Raw genomic sequence first — 17,419 nt, 5'->3', positions numbered from 1 at the left:
ATGGCTCGTATTGCTTTAGGCATCCGTTATGACGGATCTGCCTATCACGGCTGGCAAATTCAAGAAGAGCTTAGAACGGTCCAAGGAGAAGTAGAAAAAGCGTTATCGGCGGTAGCTAATCATGCTGTTTCTCTGGTTTGTGCGGGTCGAACTGACGCTGGAGTACATGCGAGTGGACAAGTGGCGCACTTTGATACCACTTCTTATCGCAGTGAACACGCTTGGGTTTTCGGCGCTAATAGTAAACTTCCTCCCGACATTAGTATCTTATGGTCTAAGGAAGTAGATGAGAATTTTCACGCTCGATTTTCTGCTCAAGCGAGACGATACCACTATGTGATTTATAATCATGAAATTCGCCCCGGCATTCTACGCAAGGCGATAGGTTGGCATTACCGGCCTTTGGATGAAAACCGAATGAGAAAGGCTGTACAATCTTTTATAGGTGAGCACGATTTTCGGTCTTTCCAAGGAGCCGGCTGCCAATCACAAACTTCGGTGCGCACTATCTTTCAGATTGAAATTTTTCGAATTCGGCGTATGGTAGTCATCGAGGTGAAAGGCAATGCTTTTTTGCTGCATATGGTGCGCAATATTGTAGGAGTATTGGTTGCTATTGGCAGTGGAGAGAAAGACCCAGAATGGGCGGAAGTTGTCTTAAAAGCTAAAGATCGTCGTCAAGGAGGAGTAACGGTGTCGCCGAATGGATTGTATTTGATAGAAGTGACCTATCCTCAAGAATTTAGGTTACCTCGGATCCCGCTGGAGCCGTTTTTTTGCCACAATTAACTAAGGTTCAGGTAAGATGAATTGGTTTACAAAATTGTTGCCCCGAATTTCTACACCTACTAAAAAAGGAGTGCCGGAGGGAATTTGGGATAAATGCCCTTCCTGTATGGCGGTTCTTTATCGTGCCGAGTTAGAGCGGAATTTAGAAGTTTGTCCTAAGTGTAACTATCACATTCGCATTAATGCTCGAAAACGGCTGATGCAATTTTTAGATGAGGGTGGGCAACAAGAAATAGGAAAAAACATCATATCAACTGATCGCCTTAAATTCCGTGATTCAAAGAAATACAAAGATCGGCTTAATGCTGCTCAGAAAACAGCTGGAGAGAAAGAAGCTCTGGTCGTGTATAAAGGCAATCTCTATACCATTCCTATTGTTGCTGCGGGGTTTAATTTTACTTTTATCGGAGGCTCGATGGGCGCTGCCGTGGGTGAGCGATTTGTAAAGGGCGCAGAGACAGCAATGGATGAAGAAAGGCCATTTATTTGTTTTTCAACGAGCGGAGGAGCTCGAATGCAGGAAGGGCTCTTTTCCTTGTTTCAGATGGCTAAGACGGGTGCTGTATTGGCACAGTTAGCTAAACAGCAAATTCCATTTGTTTCAGTATTAGCGGACCCCACTATGGGAGGGGTTTCTGCCAGCTTGGCCATGTTAGGTGACATTATCATTGCCGAACCTAATGCATTGATTGGATTTTCGGGCCCCCGCGTAATTGAGCAAACCATTCGAGAAACCCTCCCGGAAGGATTTCAACGCAGCGAATTTTTATTAGAGCATGGGGCCATTGATATGGTAGTGGATCGTCGCGAATTGAGACCGACCGTAGCATCTCTAATTGCCAAATTAACCCACCGACCTCAGCCGAATGTGGAACCCATAGAAACAATTTAATTTAAACCTCTGTCTAAACCTCTGTGGATTAATTGTCAGAACTCACCTGGTGCAAGTATAGTAATTAGGGCTCCCCAAACAGGAGAAGTAAAATGACGACTCCGCGAGATATGAACGATTGGCTGGATTATATTAATACACTTCATTGTCGTGAAATTGATTTAGGTTTATCGCGTGTTATCCATGTGGCAAAAAAATTAGGGTTGACTACTTTTCCATGCCCCGTCATCACCGTAGCAGGAACAAATGGGAAAGGGTCTGTAGTTAAATCCCTCGAAAGTATTTATCTTGCTGCTGGTTATCAAGTAGCCGCTTATACCTCGCCCCATTTATTATGTTTTAATGAACGTTTGCGTTTTAATGGCGAACCAATGCTTGATAGGGATTTTATTGAAGCTTTTACGTTTATTGAAGAAAATCGTGATCAGGAACCTCTCAGCTTTTTTGAATTCACCACTTTAGCCTGCTTTTATATTTGTAAAAAATTAACCTTGGATATTCTCTTATTAGAAGTAGGATTGGGGGGGAGGTTAGATGCTGTTAATATCATTGATCCAGACGTCGCGGTAATTACCACAATTGATATAGATCACACAGATTGGTTAGGAAGTGATCGAGAGTCTATTGGACGGGAAAAAGCAGGAATTTTTCGGACACACCGCCCAGTGATTTGCGGCGACCCTCATCCGCCGAAGAGTCTCCTTGAAGTAGCTCAACTCTTGCAAGCCCCCGTTTTCCAATTTATGAAAGATTTCTCAATAATCGAATATGAAAAAACGTGGAAGTGGCAAGGACCTAAAATTAATTACGATGCTTTACCTTTACCTCAATTAAAAATTCAAAATGTAGCCACCAGCTTGATGGTAGTAGCTCGCTTACAAAATCGCCTGCCTGTAAAGAAATTGGCTATTGTAGCTGGTATTCAAAAAGTTACTCTACCTGGTCGTTTTGAGCGAGTGGAAAAGCCTGTTTCTGTTATTTTTGATGTGGCACATAATCCGCAATCGGCCCATTATTTAGCAGAACAGCTTTGTTGTTCTCCTCATTCAGGGCGAACGTTTGCAGTGGCAGGAATGTTAAAAGATAAAAATATTTCAGGCATTTTCTCTCCCCTGCTTTCCTGTATTGATCATTGGTATGTAGGTGACCTTGCAGGAATGCGCGGTGCTTTAGGTGAAAAATTGGCGGAAACTTTGAAGACAGAAGGTGTTGAAAATTGTTATAATTTTACTTCGATTAACAAAGCGTTTGAAAAAGCAATTGCACAGTGTAAAGAGCAGGACAGCATCGTAGTTTTTGGTTCGTTTTATACAGTGGCTATAGCTAAACAATTTCTTTCCCGAGGCTAGAATCATGGAAATTAAAATTAAACAAAGATTAATTGGAGTGGTAGTTATTCTTTCCGTAGGAGCAATTTTTTTGCCGTTGTTATTTCATAACCCGCATCCAACCAGCAGTTTATCAATGGTGGCGACAGTTCCGAAAGCACCAGATAAACTTGAAGTGCAATTGCAATTGTCAGAGCCTATAATGCTAGAAGAAAAGGCAACTTCAAAGGCGATTCCTATTCCTTCAAAGTTAATTACCACAGAATCAAAAGAAAAGACTATCCCCTCGACTTCACAATCAGCCGATGTACCGCTCTCTACGGTTTCATCAGAATCCCCGGCAAAACCCAAAGTCGTTACCATCTCACAAACCGAAGTTTCATCTACTCAACACCATGAATTTAATGTTGCTGAAAAATCTCCAGAAATTAAGCAAAAAGTAGCTGTAAAAAAACCTCATTCGTTAGCTAACTTATTGTTATCCAGGACTCCTAAGGCTTGGGTAATTCAAGTGGCCAGTTTTGTAAATCAAGACAATGCAAAACGATTTCTTAAACAATTGCAAGCGAGCGGGTTTGATGCTTATATTCGTCAGAGTAATGAAGGAAAAAAAGTCAGCCGTATTTTTGTAGGTCCTCTAATTGATTACGCTAAAATTATTCAAATCCAGAAGGAGTTAAAACAAAATTTGCATTTAAAGGGTGTTATTAAACGATATAAAATGGTTTAGAGATAGTTTTAATTTATAATAGGCGCTGAAATGAATTTTAATATTTTTTCACATTTTAATTGGGTCGATTTCACAATTATTGGAATTATTGTTTTCTCGATTATTATTAGTTTTTTTCGTGGTTTCGTACGAGAAGCTATTTCGTTGGTAATATGGATTGGGGCCATCGTTATTGCTTTTAAATTTTCAGAACCTGTTCAAATTCATTTGCGCCCGTGGATTAATTTGGATTCTCTTCGGTATGCGGCCACTTTTGGGATTTTGTTTTTAGCTGTTTTTATTTTTGGAATTTTTATTAATTTGATTATACATGTGCTCGTAAAAAAAACCGGACTTACTATTACCGATCGCTTGTTGGGTATTTTTTTTGGAGCAGCACGTGGTTTGCTTATCGTTGCCATTTTTCTCATCTTTGTTAGTGTGGGTAATATCAAGGACGGAACGGCGGTTAGCCAATCGCAATTAGCGTCCAAATTTGAACCGATAGTAACCCGGCTAAATCAGTTTTTACCTTGGCAGCTTAAAAATATTTTTCAATGGTTGGTAGAACCACCTCAAACTGAAGTTAATAGAGGTGATATGGTAATGTGTGGTATTGTCGGTATTATTTCTCATAACCAAGTAAATCAAGCAATTTATGATTGGTTGACTATTTTACAACACCGTGGGCAAGATCCAGCTGGTATTATGAAAGTGATAGCGAGCGGATTTTTTACGAAAATCAAGTAGATTAGTTCGTGACGTAATTCATGAATCTCATATGCTCCGCCTCTTGGGAAATATGGGACGGATATGTTCATTATCCTACGGCAGGAACGGAGAGCCCTGCCGAATCACAAGCTTTTTATGTAAATTCTCCTTACGGATTGAGTTTAATTCATAATGGGAACTTTATTGAATGTTAAAGAATTGATGAATGATTTAATACGTACGGATTTGCGCCATTTAAATACTAATTCGGATTCAGAAATTTTACTCAACGTGATGGCCCATGAATTATAGCATTCTGAAAGCGCGCACCTTTCTCCCAAGCAATTATTTAAAGCGATGATGAAGGTATATAAGCGAGTCGAAGGAGCGTTTGCTGCCGTCATGATTATTAATGGTTATGGTGTTATGGTGTAATGGGTTTTCACGATCCTCACGCCATTCGGCCATTAGTGTATGGAAAACGAGATAACGGAAATGGTCTGGAATTCATGTTAGCTTCAGAAAGTATTGCTTTAGATGCATTGGGCTTTGAACTGTTGGGTGATGTTGGTCCTGGTAAGGTTATTTATTTTGATCGAGAAGGACAAATTCACCGAGAGCAATGTGCTAAAACGGTTAGTCATTCACCTTGTATTTTTGAGTATATTTATTTAGTGCGCCCCGATTCTATTATGGATAATGTACCTGTATATCAGGCGTGGCCCGTGGCTCGGGATGGATAAAAGCTTGGCTAAAAAGATTTTACGAGAGCAGCTGGATCATGATATTGATGTGATAATTCCAATTCTTGACACGAGTCGTAATGCCGCCCATGGCTTTAGCCCAGGTTTTAAAAATTCCTTATTCGGAAGGGTTTATGAAAAATCGCTATATTGGGCGAACCTTTATTATGCCGGGTCAAGCTATGCGTCAGCAGAGTTCAATACGTTTAAAATTAAATGTAATTAGAGCTGAGTTTGCCAATAAAATTGTTTTATTGGTGGATGATTCGATAGTAAGAGGGACAACTTCAAAAGAAATCATTCAAATGGAGCGCGATGTAGGAGCAAAAAAAGTATACTTTGCTTCGGCGGCCCCTGAAATTCGTTATCCTAATGTGTATGGAAATATGCCTACAGTTACAGAATTAATCGCACACGAAAAATCGGTTGATGACGTCCAAAAATCAATTGGTGTAGATTGGTTAATATATCAAGATCTTCCAGATGTTTATTGGAGGATGAACGATATGGTAATATCGGGGGAGCCAAAAATTGAACGATTCGAAGATTCTGTTTTTACTGGCGACTACATTATGATACCCCTAAAGCAAAAAAAACAGCGAAAAAAAAAGGAATTGTTAGCGAATAAGAAGTTATGAATGAATTACTATGAGAACCATTTTTTACATTTTAATATTAGTGATTCTTGTTTTTGCGTTTAGTGTATTTATTAAACGTCACGATTACACTCGCAAAGAAGATTCTTGTTTGCATGTTCGAAAAACCTTATTGTCAAAAACTCCGAAACCTGCCGACATTTATATTCCTCAATGTACTCTCTTCGGTGATTATATTTCGAAGCAATGCAATCAGAGCACTTCGGAATGCTGGTGTGTTACTTTGCGAGGGAAAGAAATTCTTAATAGCCGAACGCCACTTGGGAAAACTCCTGATCAGTGTCGGTTAAATTGGGTTTACGAATTGTATCGTAGAATGCAATAAAAGGATGATTTATAAAAACTTAAGTTATTGTAGCTAATGCTAGTAAAATAAAAATATTTTTTATCAACAGGTTTAAATTCCTCATGGGAAAAGAGCATTTAGAACCCATTAAGGAATACACCCATCCTGAAAGCCGGAAACCTTATACGAAATTGACTTCTGATAGATTGAGGTGGTTTCATTCAAAAAGTAGGGAAAGCGGTAGCTTTGTGAAACCTACCAACCCGAAAAAATATGAAGCTGAAATTTTTGCTCAGGAAATAGCGAATAAAATAGAGGCCAGTCGAACAGCTGGTTTATTTCACCGCTTGATTTTGGTCGCCCATTTGGCGTTTTATGGTCTTCTTAAATAAATCCCTTAGTGAACCTTTAAATGGTATGATTGCTTATGTTATTGAGAAAGATTATACCAAGAGACTTGGATAAAGAATTAGAAAAGCACCTAAAACAGCAAATTGGTTAATTTTCACTTATTTGACGAAGCGAATATTCTTTCTTATCCAGACTTTCATTGATTTTTAAAAATAACTAAAATATTGTCATGTTAAATCGACGTATTTCTATTACACCTATGATGAATTGCCTATGATGAATTGCACTGATCGACATTACCGAATGTTAATGCCTCAGATTTCAGGTTATATTCGCGTATGGCTTATGAACAAGGTTACGATGAAGTTAATTTGAATGTAGGTTGTCCCAGAAACCGAGTAACAGCAGGTCGGTTTGGGGCGTCCTTATTTAAGAGAAGCTAATTTAGTAGCAGATTGTGTATCTGCTATGCAAGCAGCAGTCCCCAAGATTCTCGTCTCGATTAAAACTCGAATAGGGGTAGATGATTGTGGCGAGCGCTGGTTCTCGTATTTTTATTATCCATGGTCGGTCGTAAAGCTTGGTTAAAAGGATTAAGTCTAGCCGAAAATCGAACTATCCCTCCGTTGTGCTATCCCATGGTTTACCGCATTAAGCGGGATTTTCTGCTGGAGTTAGAGGTGGTTATTAAGGGAGGTATCAAAACTATCGAAGCCATCAATTGTCATTTTGGCCACGTCGATTGGGTGATGATTGGCCGAGAAGCCTACGCTAACCCTTTATTGTTTGCTCCATTTGATCGTTTGTTCCATTTGATCATTTGTATTTCAATGAAGAACAAAAAAAGAAAAACCCAAAAAAATATATTATTTCGTTATTTATTATATTATTTCGTTATTTATCTTATGTAGCCTGGCAATTGGTTGTTGGAGTGCCCTTTATATTTGTTTGATGGTACGCCATTTGAATGGTTTATTTCATGGACAACCAGGGGCTAAGAAATGGCGACGGCTTTTACATCAAAATACTCGTTAAAGGTAATATGGAAAAGACATTGGCTGCCATTGAAGACGTTTTGCAGTTTGTAAGTCAATAGCCCAAAAGAATTATTTTTTTGCCTTTTCGGTATTGGCTACTTCGCGTTTAGCGTATTTCTTGCGGAACCGTTCAACGCGACCTGCTGTATCAATAATTTTCTGTTGTCCGGTATAAAAGGGGTGGCATTCAGAGCAGATTTCCAGGTGAAAATCTCGCTCCAAAATCGATCCTATAGAAAAGGTATTCCCGCAACTGCAGGTGACTTTAACTTCTTGATAGTTTGGATGAATTTCTTTTTTCATATTCTTTTCTCTGCAACTGAGGGTCGCACTATAACCTAACTTAAACGGGATGGCAAGAGAAGCTTTGCTTTCTTTATAGGAATTTCTCATCTTTCCGTGGAGTAGCTCGTTTGGAATAAAAGATAAAAATGGTAATCTGGTATCATGCAAGAGATCGCCAGAAAGGAAAATTTTCGGTATCTGCCATGGATAATTTGCGCTTTCATAGGTCTTTTCTATTTTTATGCTTATCTTCTCCGAGTTATCCCCAGTGTAATAACTTCCCAACTTTTAGTTGCTTATCGATTAAACGTCACCTCATTTCGTAATTTAGAAGCGGCTTATTATTATACTTATATTCCTATACAGATTTTAGTATTGTAGTAGGGGTTTTGTTGGATCGTTTTAATCCCCGAATTGTTTTGGCTATAGCCCTAGTAAGGTGTAATTTGGGGACTTATTTATTTCCGAATTCTGATAGTTTGGAAATCGCTTATATAGGTTGGCTTTTAGTAGGTTTTTAGTAGGTTTTGGATCAGCTTTTGCTTTTGTTGTAGCGCTAAAAATTGCTTGTATTGGACTGGACTTGCCTGCTAATCAATTTGCTTTTAATTACTACATCCTTGGGTGCATTAGGAGGGGTTGTGGGGGACACCTCGTTGATTGGATTAGTAAATTACTAGGGATGGCGACTTGCCAACTATTCTGTGGCTATTAGTGGCTATTATTAGGACTCTGTTAAGTCTTTTGTTGTTCTTAATGGGAAACAGGAATTCTGTTATTTCTCATAAAGTTCAAGAAGAAAAAGTATTAGTGTCTAGTTTGCCTGAAGGATTACAAGGATTATGAGAATTACTTCATAAACGTCAAGTTTGGATTAATTGTATAATTGAATTGGTTGTTTGTTATTTATTCTTCTTGCAGGTTCTTCTTTCAGGCTTTCCTGATTCGTTGGGGTCTTATTTAATTAGCTAGTTATCATTTTCTGAAACCCGCTTCTGCCGGAACGGTTTTACTTATTTATTTAGGTTGGTTTGCGGGAGCTCCCTTTATAGGATTAATCTCTGACGGAATCAAATCCAGGAGATTGCCTTTGACAGTAGGAGCTACATTTTAAGTGATATTATTATCCGTCATTTTATATGTGCCTAATTTAAGCTATCACCCGCTGCTTTTAGGGTTATTTTTTTGAGATTATTTGCCAGCATGCAAGTTATTGTGTTTTGAGTAAGTCGTGAATTAAGTCCTCCACCCTTAACAGTGACAGCCTGCCTTAACTAACATAACATGATAGCAGAGCCTTTTCTGGTGTTTCTATCTCCTTGGTGAGATGGTTATTAAATTCATTCTGGCGCCAATATACTATTCATCATGTCTCTATCTATTCCTAGCATTACCAATTGGGTTTTACTATATTGCTTTTTGGTGTATTTTTAACTTTTTATTTAGAAGATACAAATTGTCGGCGTGTTACTGGTTTTGAGCTCGTAGATCAAGATGCTTTTATTTGAATTCGCAAAGCGTGAATATCCGTTTTCATTAAATCATCCAAGGCTTTATAAATCATTTGATGAGATTTGACGGGACTTTTATTTTTAAAAGCTTTCGCTACGATAGAAATAGCGAAATGTCCTTTACCTTCTTTAGCACCGACATGACCCACGTGATAATGACTTTCGTCGCGTACGGTTAATTTTTCTGGATGAAAAACCTTCATAAGTCGTTCTTGAATGTGAGCAATACGATCTTCTTGAAGAGACATAGGCTTAATAATTATGGCATAATTTTTTTAAAAGGGTAGACAATTACTCGAGAATAAATATTTGCGGTAACATAAGGATCCGCTGCGGCCCATTCCTTCGCTGCACTAAGATTGGCAAATTCCGCGACAATCAAAGAACCTTTAATTTCACCTAAAATAGGATTTTCATTATCTTCATTAAGCAGAGGGCCCGCCAGCAAAAGACGATTTTGTCCTCGAAGTTCCTCTAATCGCTGTAAATGTGCGGGTCGAACGCTCCGACGGCGCTCGAAGCTGTCTTCTTGATCTTTACAATAGATTGCATAATACATAATTAACTATGGGACTTGGTTTTTGGTTGCGAATGACGCGCAATGTAGAAAGCTTGCCCTAAAATAAAAACTAGCATAAGTCCTAAGGTTCCAAATAGTTTAAAATTCACCCAAGCATTGGTGTCATAATCATATACCACCACAAGATTTAAAATTCCTAAGAAAAGAAAAAATAAGGCCCAACTCAAATTTAATCGAGACCATATTTTACTGGGTAACTCAATTTTTTTTTAAGCATTCGATGCATCAGGGTGTGTTTTCCAATAAAATCACTACCTAGTAAAACCACCGAGAATATCCAATAAACAATGGTGGGTTTCCATTTGATAAAAATGGCTTTGTGGAAAATGAGAGTAAAGGTTCCCAATAATAAAATGAAAATTAGAGTAATAACATGAAATTTTTCAAAACGACGAAAGCCCAGCCAATAAGTACCAACTTGTAAAATGGACGCAATCATAGCTACAGCAGTAGTGGTGTAAATTCCCCAGAGCTTATAGGCAATGAAAAAGCAAATAATTGGAAAGTAATCGAAAAGGAAACGCATTAAAAATTAGTCTTTTCTGCTTTGCTAAAATCAATAATATACTATTATTAATCTATGTCGACAATCCGAATACATCCTGACAATCCACAGTCTCGCTTAATTAGGCAGGCGGTGGCCACTCTCGAGGGAGGCGGAGTGATTATTTATCCCACTAATTCGGGCTATGCATTGGGATGTGGTTTGAGGAATAAATCCGGAGTAGATCGGGTACGTCGTTTAGGACAGCTGAATAAAGCTCATCTTTTTACCTTACTTTGTCGTGATCTTTCTGAGATTGCCAATTATGCTCGCATCGATAATCCTACCTTCCGATTTTTAAAAGCTCATACGCCAGGTTCTTATACCTTTATTCTACTAGCTACGCGAGAAATACCGCATCAGATGTTACATCCCAAACGAAAAACAATCGGTATCCAAGTGCCAGGACATCCTATTGTCCAGGCTTTATTGCAGGCTTTTCAAAAACCTTTAATGAGTGTCACGCTTACTTCTTCCCAAGGCTGGCCGTTTCCTAAGGTAGTAGAATTAGAAGAAAAATTAGTTGATCAGGTGAATTTGATCATTGACGGAGGATTAACCAGCATAGATCCTTCCACTGTGGTAGATCTTACTGGGGAGATGCTCAAGGTGATTTGCGAAGGCAGGGGTGACATGAGTGAAATTTAATTTCTATGACAGCTGACTTTACCTTAATCAAGCCTATCGTCGATGTGGTTTTTTCTTATTTTTCCTTGGGATCTTTCTTTGGTGAGTCTCTACCTGTATCTCTAGGAAGGATTAATGAGGTATGGTAGCTAAAAAACGAATCCGGTTTATATGCTTTTTTATATGCTTTAAAACTTGTATCCTATGAAAGCGTTTATTACTAGGAAACAGAAAAAAATGCTCAAAATTTTCAAAATGCGGATTTACCCACCATTACTGCTCATCTTAAAGGAATTTACCAATGCGGCCCTTTATTATTTCCAATTGTTTAACTGGATAAACAGAAAAAATAGCTCCTTATAAAATTTCTCCATAACAATCAGAAATTATCAGAACTTTATTAGCCTATTTTCATGCAAATACTTTGCAACCTTCACAATTAAATTTGGCTGCATTAAATAGATTCTTTTTATAATTCTCGTTACGACAAAAACCTTTGGATACGGCACCATACGGGAGGCTACTTTTCTCAGAATAAGGGAGACAGAACTTATCATTTATTGATTGGCGAATTATCAGGACTTATTCACCTTACCATTGAATTGATTGGTATGGCTTTTGATTGGAGCGTCATTGCCAAAGCCAAATTTACGATCATCGTTACCAGCAGGTAATTCAGGGATACTTACTTACATTCAGGTGGCGTTTAAAACCAAATAACTTTAGTTTTTAAGGCTTTGATGAGAGTTTGGTTAAATTAGCTTCTTTAATAACTTAGAACGATTTATCAAAGGGGAAGATCCTGAGGTAGTGGAACGCGAGGCAGTTTCATATGTTATTGACTTTTAGGGAAGTTTATAACAACTAGGAAAAATGGTTAAGTTTCCTAAAGTAGTGCTTTTGGCTCCTCTTGCCAATATGTACATTGGGAGTCATCTACCATCTTAACTCAACATAAGGTATTATGCTTAGTAGCATTTAAACAATACGAATTACTATGGAAAATCAAGAAGTTGTCAATTCAGTGGCCGACTATGAAATAAAGGTGTCTGGCCAGCGGTTAGTGAAGTTGCCAGAAGACTTATATATTTCCCCCGATGCGCTTCATGTATTTCTCGAGGCTTTTGAGGGCCCTCTTGACTTGCTTCTTTATTTGATAAAGAAACACAATATCGATATTTTAGATATACCTATTGCAGAAATTACTCGACAATATATGCAATTTGTAGATCTTATGCGTGAAATGAAAATTGAACTGGCAGCCGAGTATTTAGTAATGGCAGCCATGCTTGCTGAAATCAAATCACGGCTTTTACTGCCCCGTTCGACGATGGAGGAAGAGGAAAGCGATCCTCGAGCAGAGCTGGTTTGTTGTTTGCAAGAGTATGAGCGTTATAAAAAGGCAGCTTATGATTTGGATGCTTTACCTCGAATAGAGCGGGACACGTTTATTGCCGACGCTGCAGCTCCTCCGATGAATGTTACTGAAGTATATCCGGTGGTAGAATTGCCAGAGCTTCTTCGAGCTTTAAATGGCGTATTACAGAGAGCTTCTTTATATCAATCGCATTCTATTACCCGTGAACCTTTATCTATTCGCGAAAGGATGTCGCTCGTTTTGTTGGCAATTCGTAAGGAAAGTTTTATAAGTTTCACGGAATTATTTAGTTTTGAAGAAGGCCGGATCGGCGTTGTCGTTACTTTAATTGCTATCTTAGAATTAATCCGTCAATCTGTAATTGAATTGGTCCAAGCTGAACCATTCGGCCTTATTCATATTCGCGCTAGGGGATAGGTGAAATGAATGAAGTGAATCGTAAATACATTTTAGAAGCGGCGTTGTTTTCTTCGCCAGAGCCATTAACTTTGGAGCGACTGCAACAATTATTTAAGGAACAGGATAGACCTTCACCTGCCGAAATTAAAAATTTATTATCCGAACTCAGCGAAGATTACGAAAAGCGTGGCGTGGAGTTGTGTGAAGTGGCCAGTGGTTATCGATTCCAGGTAAAATCAAATTTTGCTCCTTGGTTGCAGCGGTTATGGGAAAAAAAACCACCTCGATATTCACGAGCTTTATTAGAAACTCTCGCTTTAGTTGCTTACCGCCAACCTATTTCGCGAGGAGAAATTGAAGAGATCCGTGGCGTAACAGTGAGTTCGGACATTATGAAAAAATTATTGGATCGTGAGTGGATTAAAGTAGAAGGTTATCGGGACGTCCCAGGGAAACCAGCTCTCTATGTAACCACAAAAGCTTTTTTAGATTATTTTAATTTAAAAAAGATAACTGATCTACCTCCTTTAGAGGAGGTGGTGGATTTAGAAGAAAAGGGTGCTCAATTAGCAGAACAATTAGCATTGTCAGTTATACTTTCTCCTAAAGAAGAAGAGGATAAAGAAGAAAATAACGAAGACCTTCGCCTCTCCCAAGAAGGCGTGGGTTAATTTTTATGACGGAACGTATTCAAAAAGTTCTAGCGCGAGCGGGTTACCGTTCACGACGTGAAATCGAAAAACTTATTGAAGCAGGACGCATTCAAATTAATAATCACACTGCAAAATTGGGCAATCGACTCTCCCCAGATGATGTTGTTTATATTGATGGCAAACTATATCAAATAAGTCCTGCTGAGGAAGTGCGAGTTTTACTTTATCACAAGCCGTTGGGGGAAGTATGTACCCGCAAGGATCCCGAGGGTCGACCCACAGTGTTTGAGGTATTACCGCGACTGTTCAGCGGACGCTGGATTAATGTCGGGCGCCTAGATATAAATACTTCGGGATTATTGCTTTTTACCAACGATGGTGACTTTGAAAACCGTTTGATGCATCCTTCATCCAAGATTGAGCGCGAATATGCCGTACGGATTATGGGTGAGGTTGATGCTGACACGACAAAACGCTTGGCCCATGGAGTGAAATTAGAAGATGGAAAAGCGCGCTTTGAAGATATCGTGGATGTGGGCGGGAATGGAAAGAACCATTGGTTCCATGTGGTTGTGGTAGAGGGACGCAACCGATTGGTACGCCGATTGTGGGAATCCCAAGGAGTTAAAGTCAGTCGCCTTATCCGCGTTCGTTTAGGTTCGCTTGTATTACCTAAATCTTTACGCCGGGGCGAATGGAAGGAGTTAGAACCTTCGGAAATTGCAGCCTTACAAAATATCCTTAAAATCTCTAGCTAATTTTTCAGTATTTAATTTATTTAAAAAACAGCGAATAACCTGACCATGCACTTAATGTTGATAAATCATTAAATTGATAGCGAATGTATTTAGGAAAGGTTAATAATCCTTCTTCTGCTATCTTGCTCAATAAATGAATGCCTTGTAAATTTGTTTTTCGAAAAATAAAAGCGGAAGTCGTGGGTGGGAGGATCGACGTTCTGAATGGAAAGACGAATATAATTGAAAATTAAAACAAATCCTTTGGAATAAGATAAGTCTTTAGTGATTAGTGAAAGGACCTTGATCAGGTGTGCTTCCTCGAAAACATGAACCGTGTTATTATCTTTCCTCTTCGTTATGGCCTTCCCACCCATATTGATAGCGACAATATGATTGATTATTCTCCAGACCCGTTCAGGATAAGAGGAAAAAGTAAATATCTCAATTATTAAATATCTAAATATCTCTAAAATTCCCAAACCTTCTTTTCTTAAAGGAGGGCAGAGACTGATGGAGGTCCTTTAGTTAAAAGGTACAAACCGTTTGCTCGAGTCCATTCACAGTTGTACCAAAATGTACCCACCCTTCGTAAACCTCGTAAAGTTGCAGAACGCGTTCGCTAAATTTTAGATCCTTACGTAATTTAGTTGTATCAGTGCCAGCAACAACATCAGCGATAATATCATCATTGACTATTAACATGAATTGCTAATCTTTGCCCAAATATTTTTTTAGCCGTCGGCTTAAAAATCTTTACGGCTTCTTTAGCAGAATATTTATTTTCATCTTTTTCGGTAAGAGTTCTATCGCCAACGTTTTCTAAGGTTTTACCTATACTACTACTACTGAGAGATCTTTTAAAGTCGGTGCATTAGCATAAAAAGAATCTTCCGAACTCTTAAAGATCTTGAGAAATTTTCGTAAATTGCTTTGTTCCGCGAGTTTTCAAAAGCTGAATGACATCACGATATTCTCGGTAACGGGGTTGGATCAAGGTGTTGACAGCATTATATTTGCCTGATTCATGTTTAATGCGAAGTTCTATGTCATAAAATTCTTGTAATTTTTGATCGGGATCAAAACCGAGTTTATTTTTTTAATAATAATCCAAATCAACTGCGGGTAATTTTTTAAATTTGTTGTTTAAAGAAATCTTTTTTTGACAGTGTAGCTCCATTTGACTGCGTTTAGAATGAGGTTCGATAATTCGCGGATCTTATTTTTAGCGGGTGGTCGGTTTGCCGTCATTTATGTTGTTACTGTCTCCTCTAAATGGCCTGTTTCCTCTAAATGGCTTTTGCATTAATTTCAGTGTCGACACTTCCCTGAGTAATTGATTCTTCAGATGTTCGAATCAATCGTTTTAATAGTGCAATCAACACAAAGCCAACCATAGTAAGTATAGAAGTAATTATGCCATATACCAAAAAGGCGTGGGAGTATATCGATAACGAGCGGATCGGGGAAAGTTGAGCAGGCACCGAAGCTAAAGTGGCCAAACATCCTGCAATGGCGAAAGCGGCTGATTGAGAGAGGAACCATACTCCCATCATCAACCCTACTAAGCGTGGGGGTGATAGAACAGTGATCATAGCAAGCCCCACAGGCGATAAAAACAATTCCCCGATAGTTTGTAAAAAATAACTTGAAATAAGCCACCAGGGGGAAGTGAGCCCATTAATACCAAAAAATCGCGTACCAAAAGCTAGCAATAAAAACCCTAAAGCAACGAATAAAACTCCTAATGCAAACTTAGTAGGTATCGAAGGGTTAATTTTTTTCTTGTTAAGACTGATCCATACATAAGCGACTTAAGAGTGGACTCAAAGCAATTATGAAAAATGGATTAAAAAATTGAGTAGATTCTGCATCAATTTTAAAGCCAAGCAAGCGGGTATCCATATTACGATCAGCGTAATAACATTAAAGAAGAAAAGGTTTGATTGTAGAGAGCCCAAAAGCTAATAGAAATGGCAATTAAGATAAGGTTTGCCGTCATTTTATTTCGTTGTGCACGTTTCTCTTTGAGAAGGAAATAAACTACGGCAAGGAATATTAAAAAAGTACCAATAACTACAATCGTGTTAGTTGAAGCCGGGAAATCAAAACAAAGTTTAATAAGAGCAACACTCGCTATAATCCTTAAACATAATACGGTGTTAAATTTGATTTTAGCTGAGAAGCTGTTAAGAGGGCTTTGTGTAGGAAGATCGCGATTACCTAAACGTTTACGCCCAATGAGGAAGGTAATCATACCAATAACCATGCCCAATGCAGCGAATAGAAAACCGGCATGCCAGCCCGTAGTAATGAACTACTGTACCGATGAAAATGGGAGGAATAAGTGAACCCACATTAATTCCCATGTAAAAGAGAGTAAAACCCCCATCTCGACGAGGATCGTCCGTTCTATAAAGGGTTCCCACAATACTAGATACATTGGGTTTAAAAAGATCATTAGCCACAACCAGTAAAGCCAATCCAATAAAAAAACCCTGCTGGCTTGGGAGTACTGTGAGCAGATAGCCGAGTATAAATAAGCAGCCGCCCCATAAAATGGTTTTTGGGAAACCAATATAACGGTCTGCAATAAAGCCCCCTAAGGGGGCATCAAATATAAAAGGGCGCTGAAAGCACCATACAAATAAGTCAGCGTTTTGATCTGTAAAATGCAAGGATTGCACTAAATAAAGAATGATGATAGTGGTTATACTGTATAGAAGCCAAATCGTTCCCATAACTCGGTAAAGAATAAAAGATAGAGGCCTTTCGGATGTTTTTCTGTCATTGGGTTACTCGAGGAAGCCAAACTAAATAATGGTCCCATAGAAGAGGCTATGGATCAATTTTATCCTCTATCCGCAAAGAGGGATTAGCGTGAAATTTAATTCTCTTTTTCAAAATCCGCGATTTTGTTAGGTTTGAGCAGTGTACGCCGTAAGCCGGGCAAGCAAAATCCACGGGTAATAATTTTCCATGTCACCATCCAGGTGATTTTTACAGTATCAATCAGTGGCTTATAATGGCTCGGGCGAAAATTTTTGGGTAAGTAGATAGCCTCGACGACTGGCTTGAATCAATATTTCGCTTTCAAAAGCAAACCGTTGAGAACGTAGCCTACGCAGGCATTGATAGAGAAAATCACAAGGGTAGAGATGAGATGATAACCCGATTGGGTATCGATAATACAATGTCCGGCA

At 38.7% G+C, this 17,419-nt stretch carries 20 protein-coding genes and 3 pseudogenes; 14 read left to right on the top strand and 9 right to left on the bottom strand.

What is annotated here, in order from left to right:
* The 10 genes and pseudogenes from truA (at position 1) to CleRt_RS12075 (ending at position 7,376) form a co-directional block, all read left to right on the top strand.
* A complete protein-coding gene (gene truA / locus CleRt_RS05295; RefSeq protein WP_048875347.1) occupies positions 1-789 on the top strand; it encodes a tRNA pseudouridine(38-40) synthase TruA in 789 nt (262 codons plus the stop codon).
* Positions 790-805: 16 nt separating this feature from the next.
* On the top strand, positions 806-1,681 hold the full coding sequence (gene accD / locus CleRt_RS05290; RefSeq protein ID WP_048875346.1) for an acetyl-CoA carboxylase, carboxyltransferase subunit beta: 876 nt from the start codon (positions 806-808) through the stop codon (positions 1,679-1,681).
* Between the two features lie 92 nt (positions 1,682-1,773).
* Positions 1,774-3,030 (top strand): bifunctional tetrahydrofolate synthase/dihydrofolate synthase, encoded by a 1,257-nt coding sequence (gene folC, locus CleRt_RS05285; RefSeq protein WP_235378887.1) that lies wholly within the window; start codon positions 1,774-1,776, stop codon positions 3,028-3,030.
* 4 nt (positions 3,031-3,034) lie between these two features.
* Positions 3,035-3,739 (top strand): SPOR domain-containing protein, encoded by a 705-nt coding sequence (locus CleRt_RS05280; protein WP_048875345.1) that lies wholly within the window; start codon positions 3,035-3,037, stop codon positions 3,737-3,739.
* A gap of 30 nt (positions 3,740-3,769) precedes the next feature.
* Positions 3,770-4,207: pseudogene (locus CleRt_RS05275) on the top strand (CvpA family protein); the annotation flags it as partial.
* Positions 4,208-4,324: 117 nt separating this feature from the next.
* Positions 4,325-5,744: pseudogene (gene purF, locus CleRt_RS05270) on the top strand (amidophosphoribosyltransferase); the annotation flags it as partial.
* 76 nt (positions 5,745-5,820) lie between these two features.
* Complete coding sequence (locus CleRt_RS05265; protein WP_048875344.1) at positions 5,821-6,153, top strand: thyroglobulin type-1 repeat-containing protein; 333 nt, start codon at positions 5,821-5,823, stop codon at positions 6,151-6,153.
* An 83-nt stretch (positions 6,154-6,236) separates the two neighbouring features.
* Positions 6,237-6,506 (top strand): host attachment protein, encoded by a 270-nt coding sequence (locus tag CleRt_RS12080; protein WP_235378886.1) that lies wholly within the window; start codon positions 6,237-6,239, stop codon positions 6,504-6,506.
* Between the two features lie 297 nt (positions 6,507-6,803).
* Positions 6,804-6,908, top strand: a complete 105-nt coding sequence (locus tag CleRt_RS14150) for a tRNA-dihydrouridine synthase (RefSeq protein ID WP_371440221.1) — start codon at positions 6,804-6,806, stop codon at positions 6,906-6,908.
* Positions 6,909-6,992: 84 nt separating this feature from the next.
* Positions 6,993-7,376 carry a tRNA-dihydrouridine synthase gene (locus tag CleRt_RS12075; protein ID WP_235378885.1) on the top strand — a complete coding sequence of 128 codons (384 nt, stop codon included), beginning with the start codon at positions 6,993-6,995 and terminating at the stop codon, positions 7,374-7,376.
* 195 nt (positions 7,377-7,571) lie between these two features.
* Here CleRt_RS12075 and rpmE read toward each other — a convergent pair whose 3' ends face one another.
* From rpmE to CleRt_RS05230, 4 genes and pseudogenes are all read right to left on the bottom strand, one after another.
* On the bottom strand, positions 7,572-7,805 hold the full coding sequence (gene rpmE / locus CleRt_RS05250) for a 50S ribosomal protein L31 (protein WP_048875343.1): 234 nt from the start codon (positions 7,803-7,805) through the stop codon (positions 7,572-7,574).
* Positions 7,806-9,276: 1,471 nt separating this feature from the next.
* Complete coding sequence (locus CleRt_RS05240; RefSeq protein WP_048875342.1) at positions 9,277-9,546, bottom strand: BolA family protein; 270 nt, start codon at positions 9,544-9,546, stop codon at positions 9,277-9,279.
* Between the two features lie 11 nt (positions 9,547-9,557).
* A complete protein-coding gene (locus tag CleRt_RS05235) occupies positions 9,558-9,857 on the bottom strand; it encodes a YciI family protein (RefSeq protein WP_048875341.1) in 300 nt (99 codons plus the stop codon).
* Between the two features lie 2 nt (positions 9,858-9,859).
* Positions 9,860-10,404 (bottom strand): annotated as a pseudogene (locus tag CleRt_RS05230) (septation protein A).
* 54 nt (positions 10,405-10,458) lie between these two features.
* Between CleRt_RS05230 and CleRt_RS05225 the strand changes: the two are divergent.
* From CleRt_RS05225 to rluB, 4 genes are all read left to right on the top strand, one after another.
* Positions 10,459-11,070 carry an L-threonylcarbamoyladenylate synthase gene (locus CleRt_RS05225; RefSeq protein WP_048875340.1) on the top strand — a complete coding sequence of 204 codons (612 nt, stop codon included), beginning with the start codon at positions 10,459-10,461 and terminating at the stop codon, positions 11,068-11,070.
* A 976-nt stretch (positions 11,071-12,046) separates the two neighbouring features.
* Positions 12,047-12,844, top strand: coding sequence for a segregation and condensation protein A (locus CleRt_RS05220; RefSeq protein ID WP_048875339.1), 798 nt, complete (start codon positions 12,047-12,049; stop codon positions 12,842-12,844).
* A 5-nt stretch (positions 12,845-12,849) separates the two neighbouring features.
* Complete coding sequence (scpB, locus tag CleRt_RS05215; protein ID WP_048875338.1) at positions 12,850-13,497, top strand: SMC-Scp complex subunit ScpB; 648 nt, start codon at positions 12,850-12,852, stop codon at positions 13,495-13,497.
* Between the two features lie 5 nt (positions 13,498-13,502).
* A complete protein-coding gene (gene rluB, locus CleRt_RS05210) occupies positions 13,503-14,237 on the top strand; it encodes a 23S rRNA pseudouridine(2605) synthase RluB (RefSeq protein ID WP_048875337.1) in 735 nt (244 codons plus the stop codon).
* Between the two features lie 507 nt (positions 14,238-14,744).
* Here rluB and CleRt_RS12065 read toward each other — a convergent pair.
* The 5 genes from CleRt_RS12065 to CleRt_RS13385 all read right to left on the bottom strand — a co-directional run bounded on the left by CleRt_RS12065 (position 14,745) and on the right by CleRt_RS13385 (position 16,957).
* Positions 14,745-14,921, bottom strand: coding sequence for a tyrosine/phenylalanine carboxypeptidase domain-containing protein (locus CleRt_RS12065; protein WP_235378883.1), 177 nt, complete (start codon positions 14,919-14,921; stop codon positions 14,745-14,747).
* A 196-nt stretch (positions 14,922-15,117) separates the two neighbouring features.
* A complete protein-coding gene (locus CleRt_RS12060) occupies positions 15,118-15,252 on the bottom strand; it encodes a DUF1704 domain-containing protein (protein ID WP_235379216.1) in 135 nt (44 codons plus the stop codon).
* A gap of 253 nt (positions 15,253-15,505) precedes the next feature.
* Entirely contained in the window at positions 15,506-16,015 is a 510-nt protein-coding gene (locus CleRt_RS13395) for a POT-type proton-dependent oligopeptide transporter (protein ID WP_082160441.1), read from the bottom strand.
* Between the two features lie 113 nt (positions 16,016-16,128).
* Positions 16,129-16,485 (bottom strand): POT-type proton-dependent oligopeptide transporter, encoded by a 357-nt coding sequence (locus tag CleRt_RS13390; protein ID WP_048875335.1) that lies wholly within the window; start codon positions 16,483-16,485, stop codon positions 16,129-16,131.
* Positions 16,448-16,957, bottom strand: coding sequence for a POT-type proton-dependent oligopeptide transporter (locus CleRt_RS13385; protein ID WP_048875334.1), 510 nt, complete (start codon positions 16,955-16,957; stop codon positions 16,448-16,450). The genes CleRt_RS13390 and CleRt_RS13385 overlap by 38 nt, the downstream gene beginning before the upstream one ends.
* Positions 16,958-17,419: the final 462 nt, after the last annotated feature.

The organism is Candidatus Coxiella mudrowiae (assembly GCA_001077715.1).
Taxonomy (GTDB): Bacteria; Pseudomonadota; Gammaproteobacteria; order Coxiellales; family Coxiellaceae; genus Coxiella; species Coxiella mudrowiae.
The sequence above is the reverse complement of the archived record's forward strand: the minus strand, read 5'-3'. Positions and strand labels throughout refer to the sequence as shown.

Excerpts from the sequence above, each read along its gene's own strand:
- CleRt_RS05220 (WP_048875339.1), top strand. The coding sequence starts at position 12,047 with ATGGAAAATCAAGAAGTTGTCAATTCAGTGGCCGACTATGAAATAAAG.
- CleRt_RS05265 (WP_048875344.1), top strand. The coding sequence starts at position 5,821 with ATGAGAACCATTTTTTACATTTTAATATTAGTGATTCTTGTTTTTGCG.
- CleRt_RS13385 (WP_048875334.1), bottom strand. The coding sequence starts at position 16,957 with ATGGGAACGATTTGGCTTCTATACAGTATAACCACTATCATCATTCTT.
- CleRt_RS12065 (WP_235378883.1), bottom strand. The coding sequence starts at position 14,921 with ATGTTAATAGTCAATGATGATATTATCGCTGATGTTGTTGCTGGCACT.
- CleRt_RS05280 (WP_048875345.1), top strand. The coding sequence starts at position 3,035 with ATGGAAATTAAAATTAAACAAAGATTAATTGGAGTGGTAGTTATTCTT.
- folC (WP_235378887.1), top strand. The coding sequence starts at position 1,774 with ATGACGACTCCGCGAGATATGAACGATTGGCTGGATTATATTAATACA.
- CleRt_RS05235 (WP_048875341.1), bottom strand. The coding sequence starts at position 9,857 with ATGTATTATGCAATCTATTGTAAAGATCAAGAAGACAGCTTCGAGCGC.
- accD (WP_048875346.1), top strand. The coding sequence starts at position 806 with ATGAATTGGTTTACAAAATTGTTGCCCCGAATTTCTACACCTACTAAA.
- CleRt_RS12080 (WP_235378886.1), top strand. The coding sequence starts at position 6,237 with ATGGGAAAAGAGCATTTAGAACCCATTAAGGAATACACCCATCCTGAA.
- CleRt_RS05225 (WP_048875340.1), top strand. The coding sequence starts at position 10,459 with ATGTCGACAATCCGAATACATCCTGACAATCCACAGTCTCGCTTAATT.
- rpmE (WP_048875343.1), bottom strand. The coding sequence starts at position 7,805 with ATGAAAAAAGAAATTCATCCAAACTATCAAGAAGTTAAAGTCACCTGC.
- CleRt_RS05240 (WP_048875342.1), bottom strand. The coding sequence starts at position 9,546 with ATGTCTCTTCAAGAAGATCGTATTGCTCACATTCAAGAACGACTTATG.
- truA (WP_048875347.1), top strand. The coding sequence starts at position 1 with ATGGCTCGTATTGCTTTAGGCATCCGTTATGACGGATCTGCCTATCAC.
- CleRt_RS13390 (WP_048875335.1), bottom strand. The coding sequence starts at position 16,485 with ATGGTTATTGGTATGATTACCTTCCTCATTGGGCGTAAACGTTTAGGT.
- scpB (WP_048875338.1), top strand. The coding sequence starts at position 12,850 with ATGAATGAAGTGAATCGTAAATACATTTTAGAAGCGGCGTTGTTTTCT.
- CleRt_RS14150 (WP_371440221.1), top strand. The coding sequence starts at position 6,804 with ATGGCTTATGAACAAGGTTACGATGAAGTTAATTTGAATGTAGGTTGT.
- rluB (WP_048875337.1), top strand. The coding sequence starts at position 13,503 with ATGACGGAACGTATTCAAAAAGTTCTAGCGCGAGCGGGTTACCGTTCA.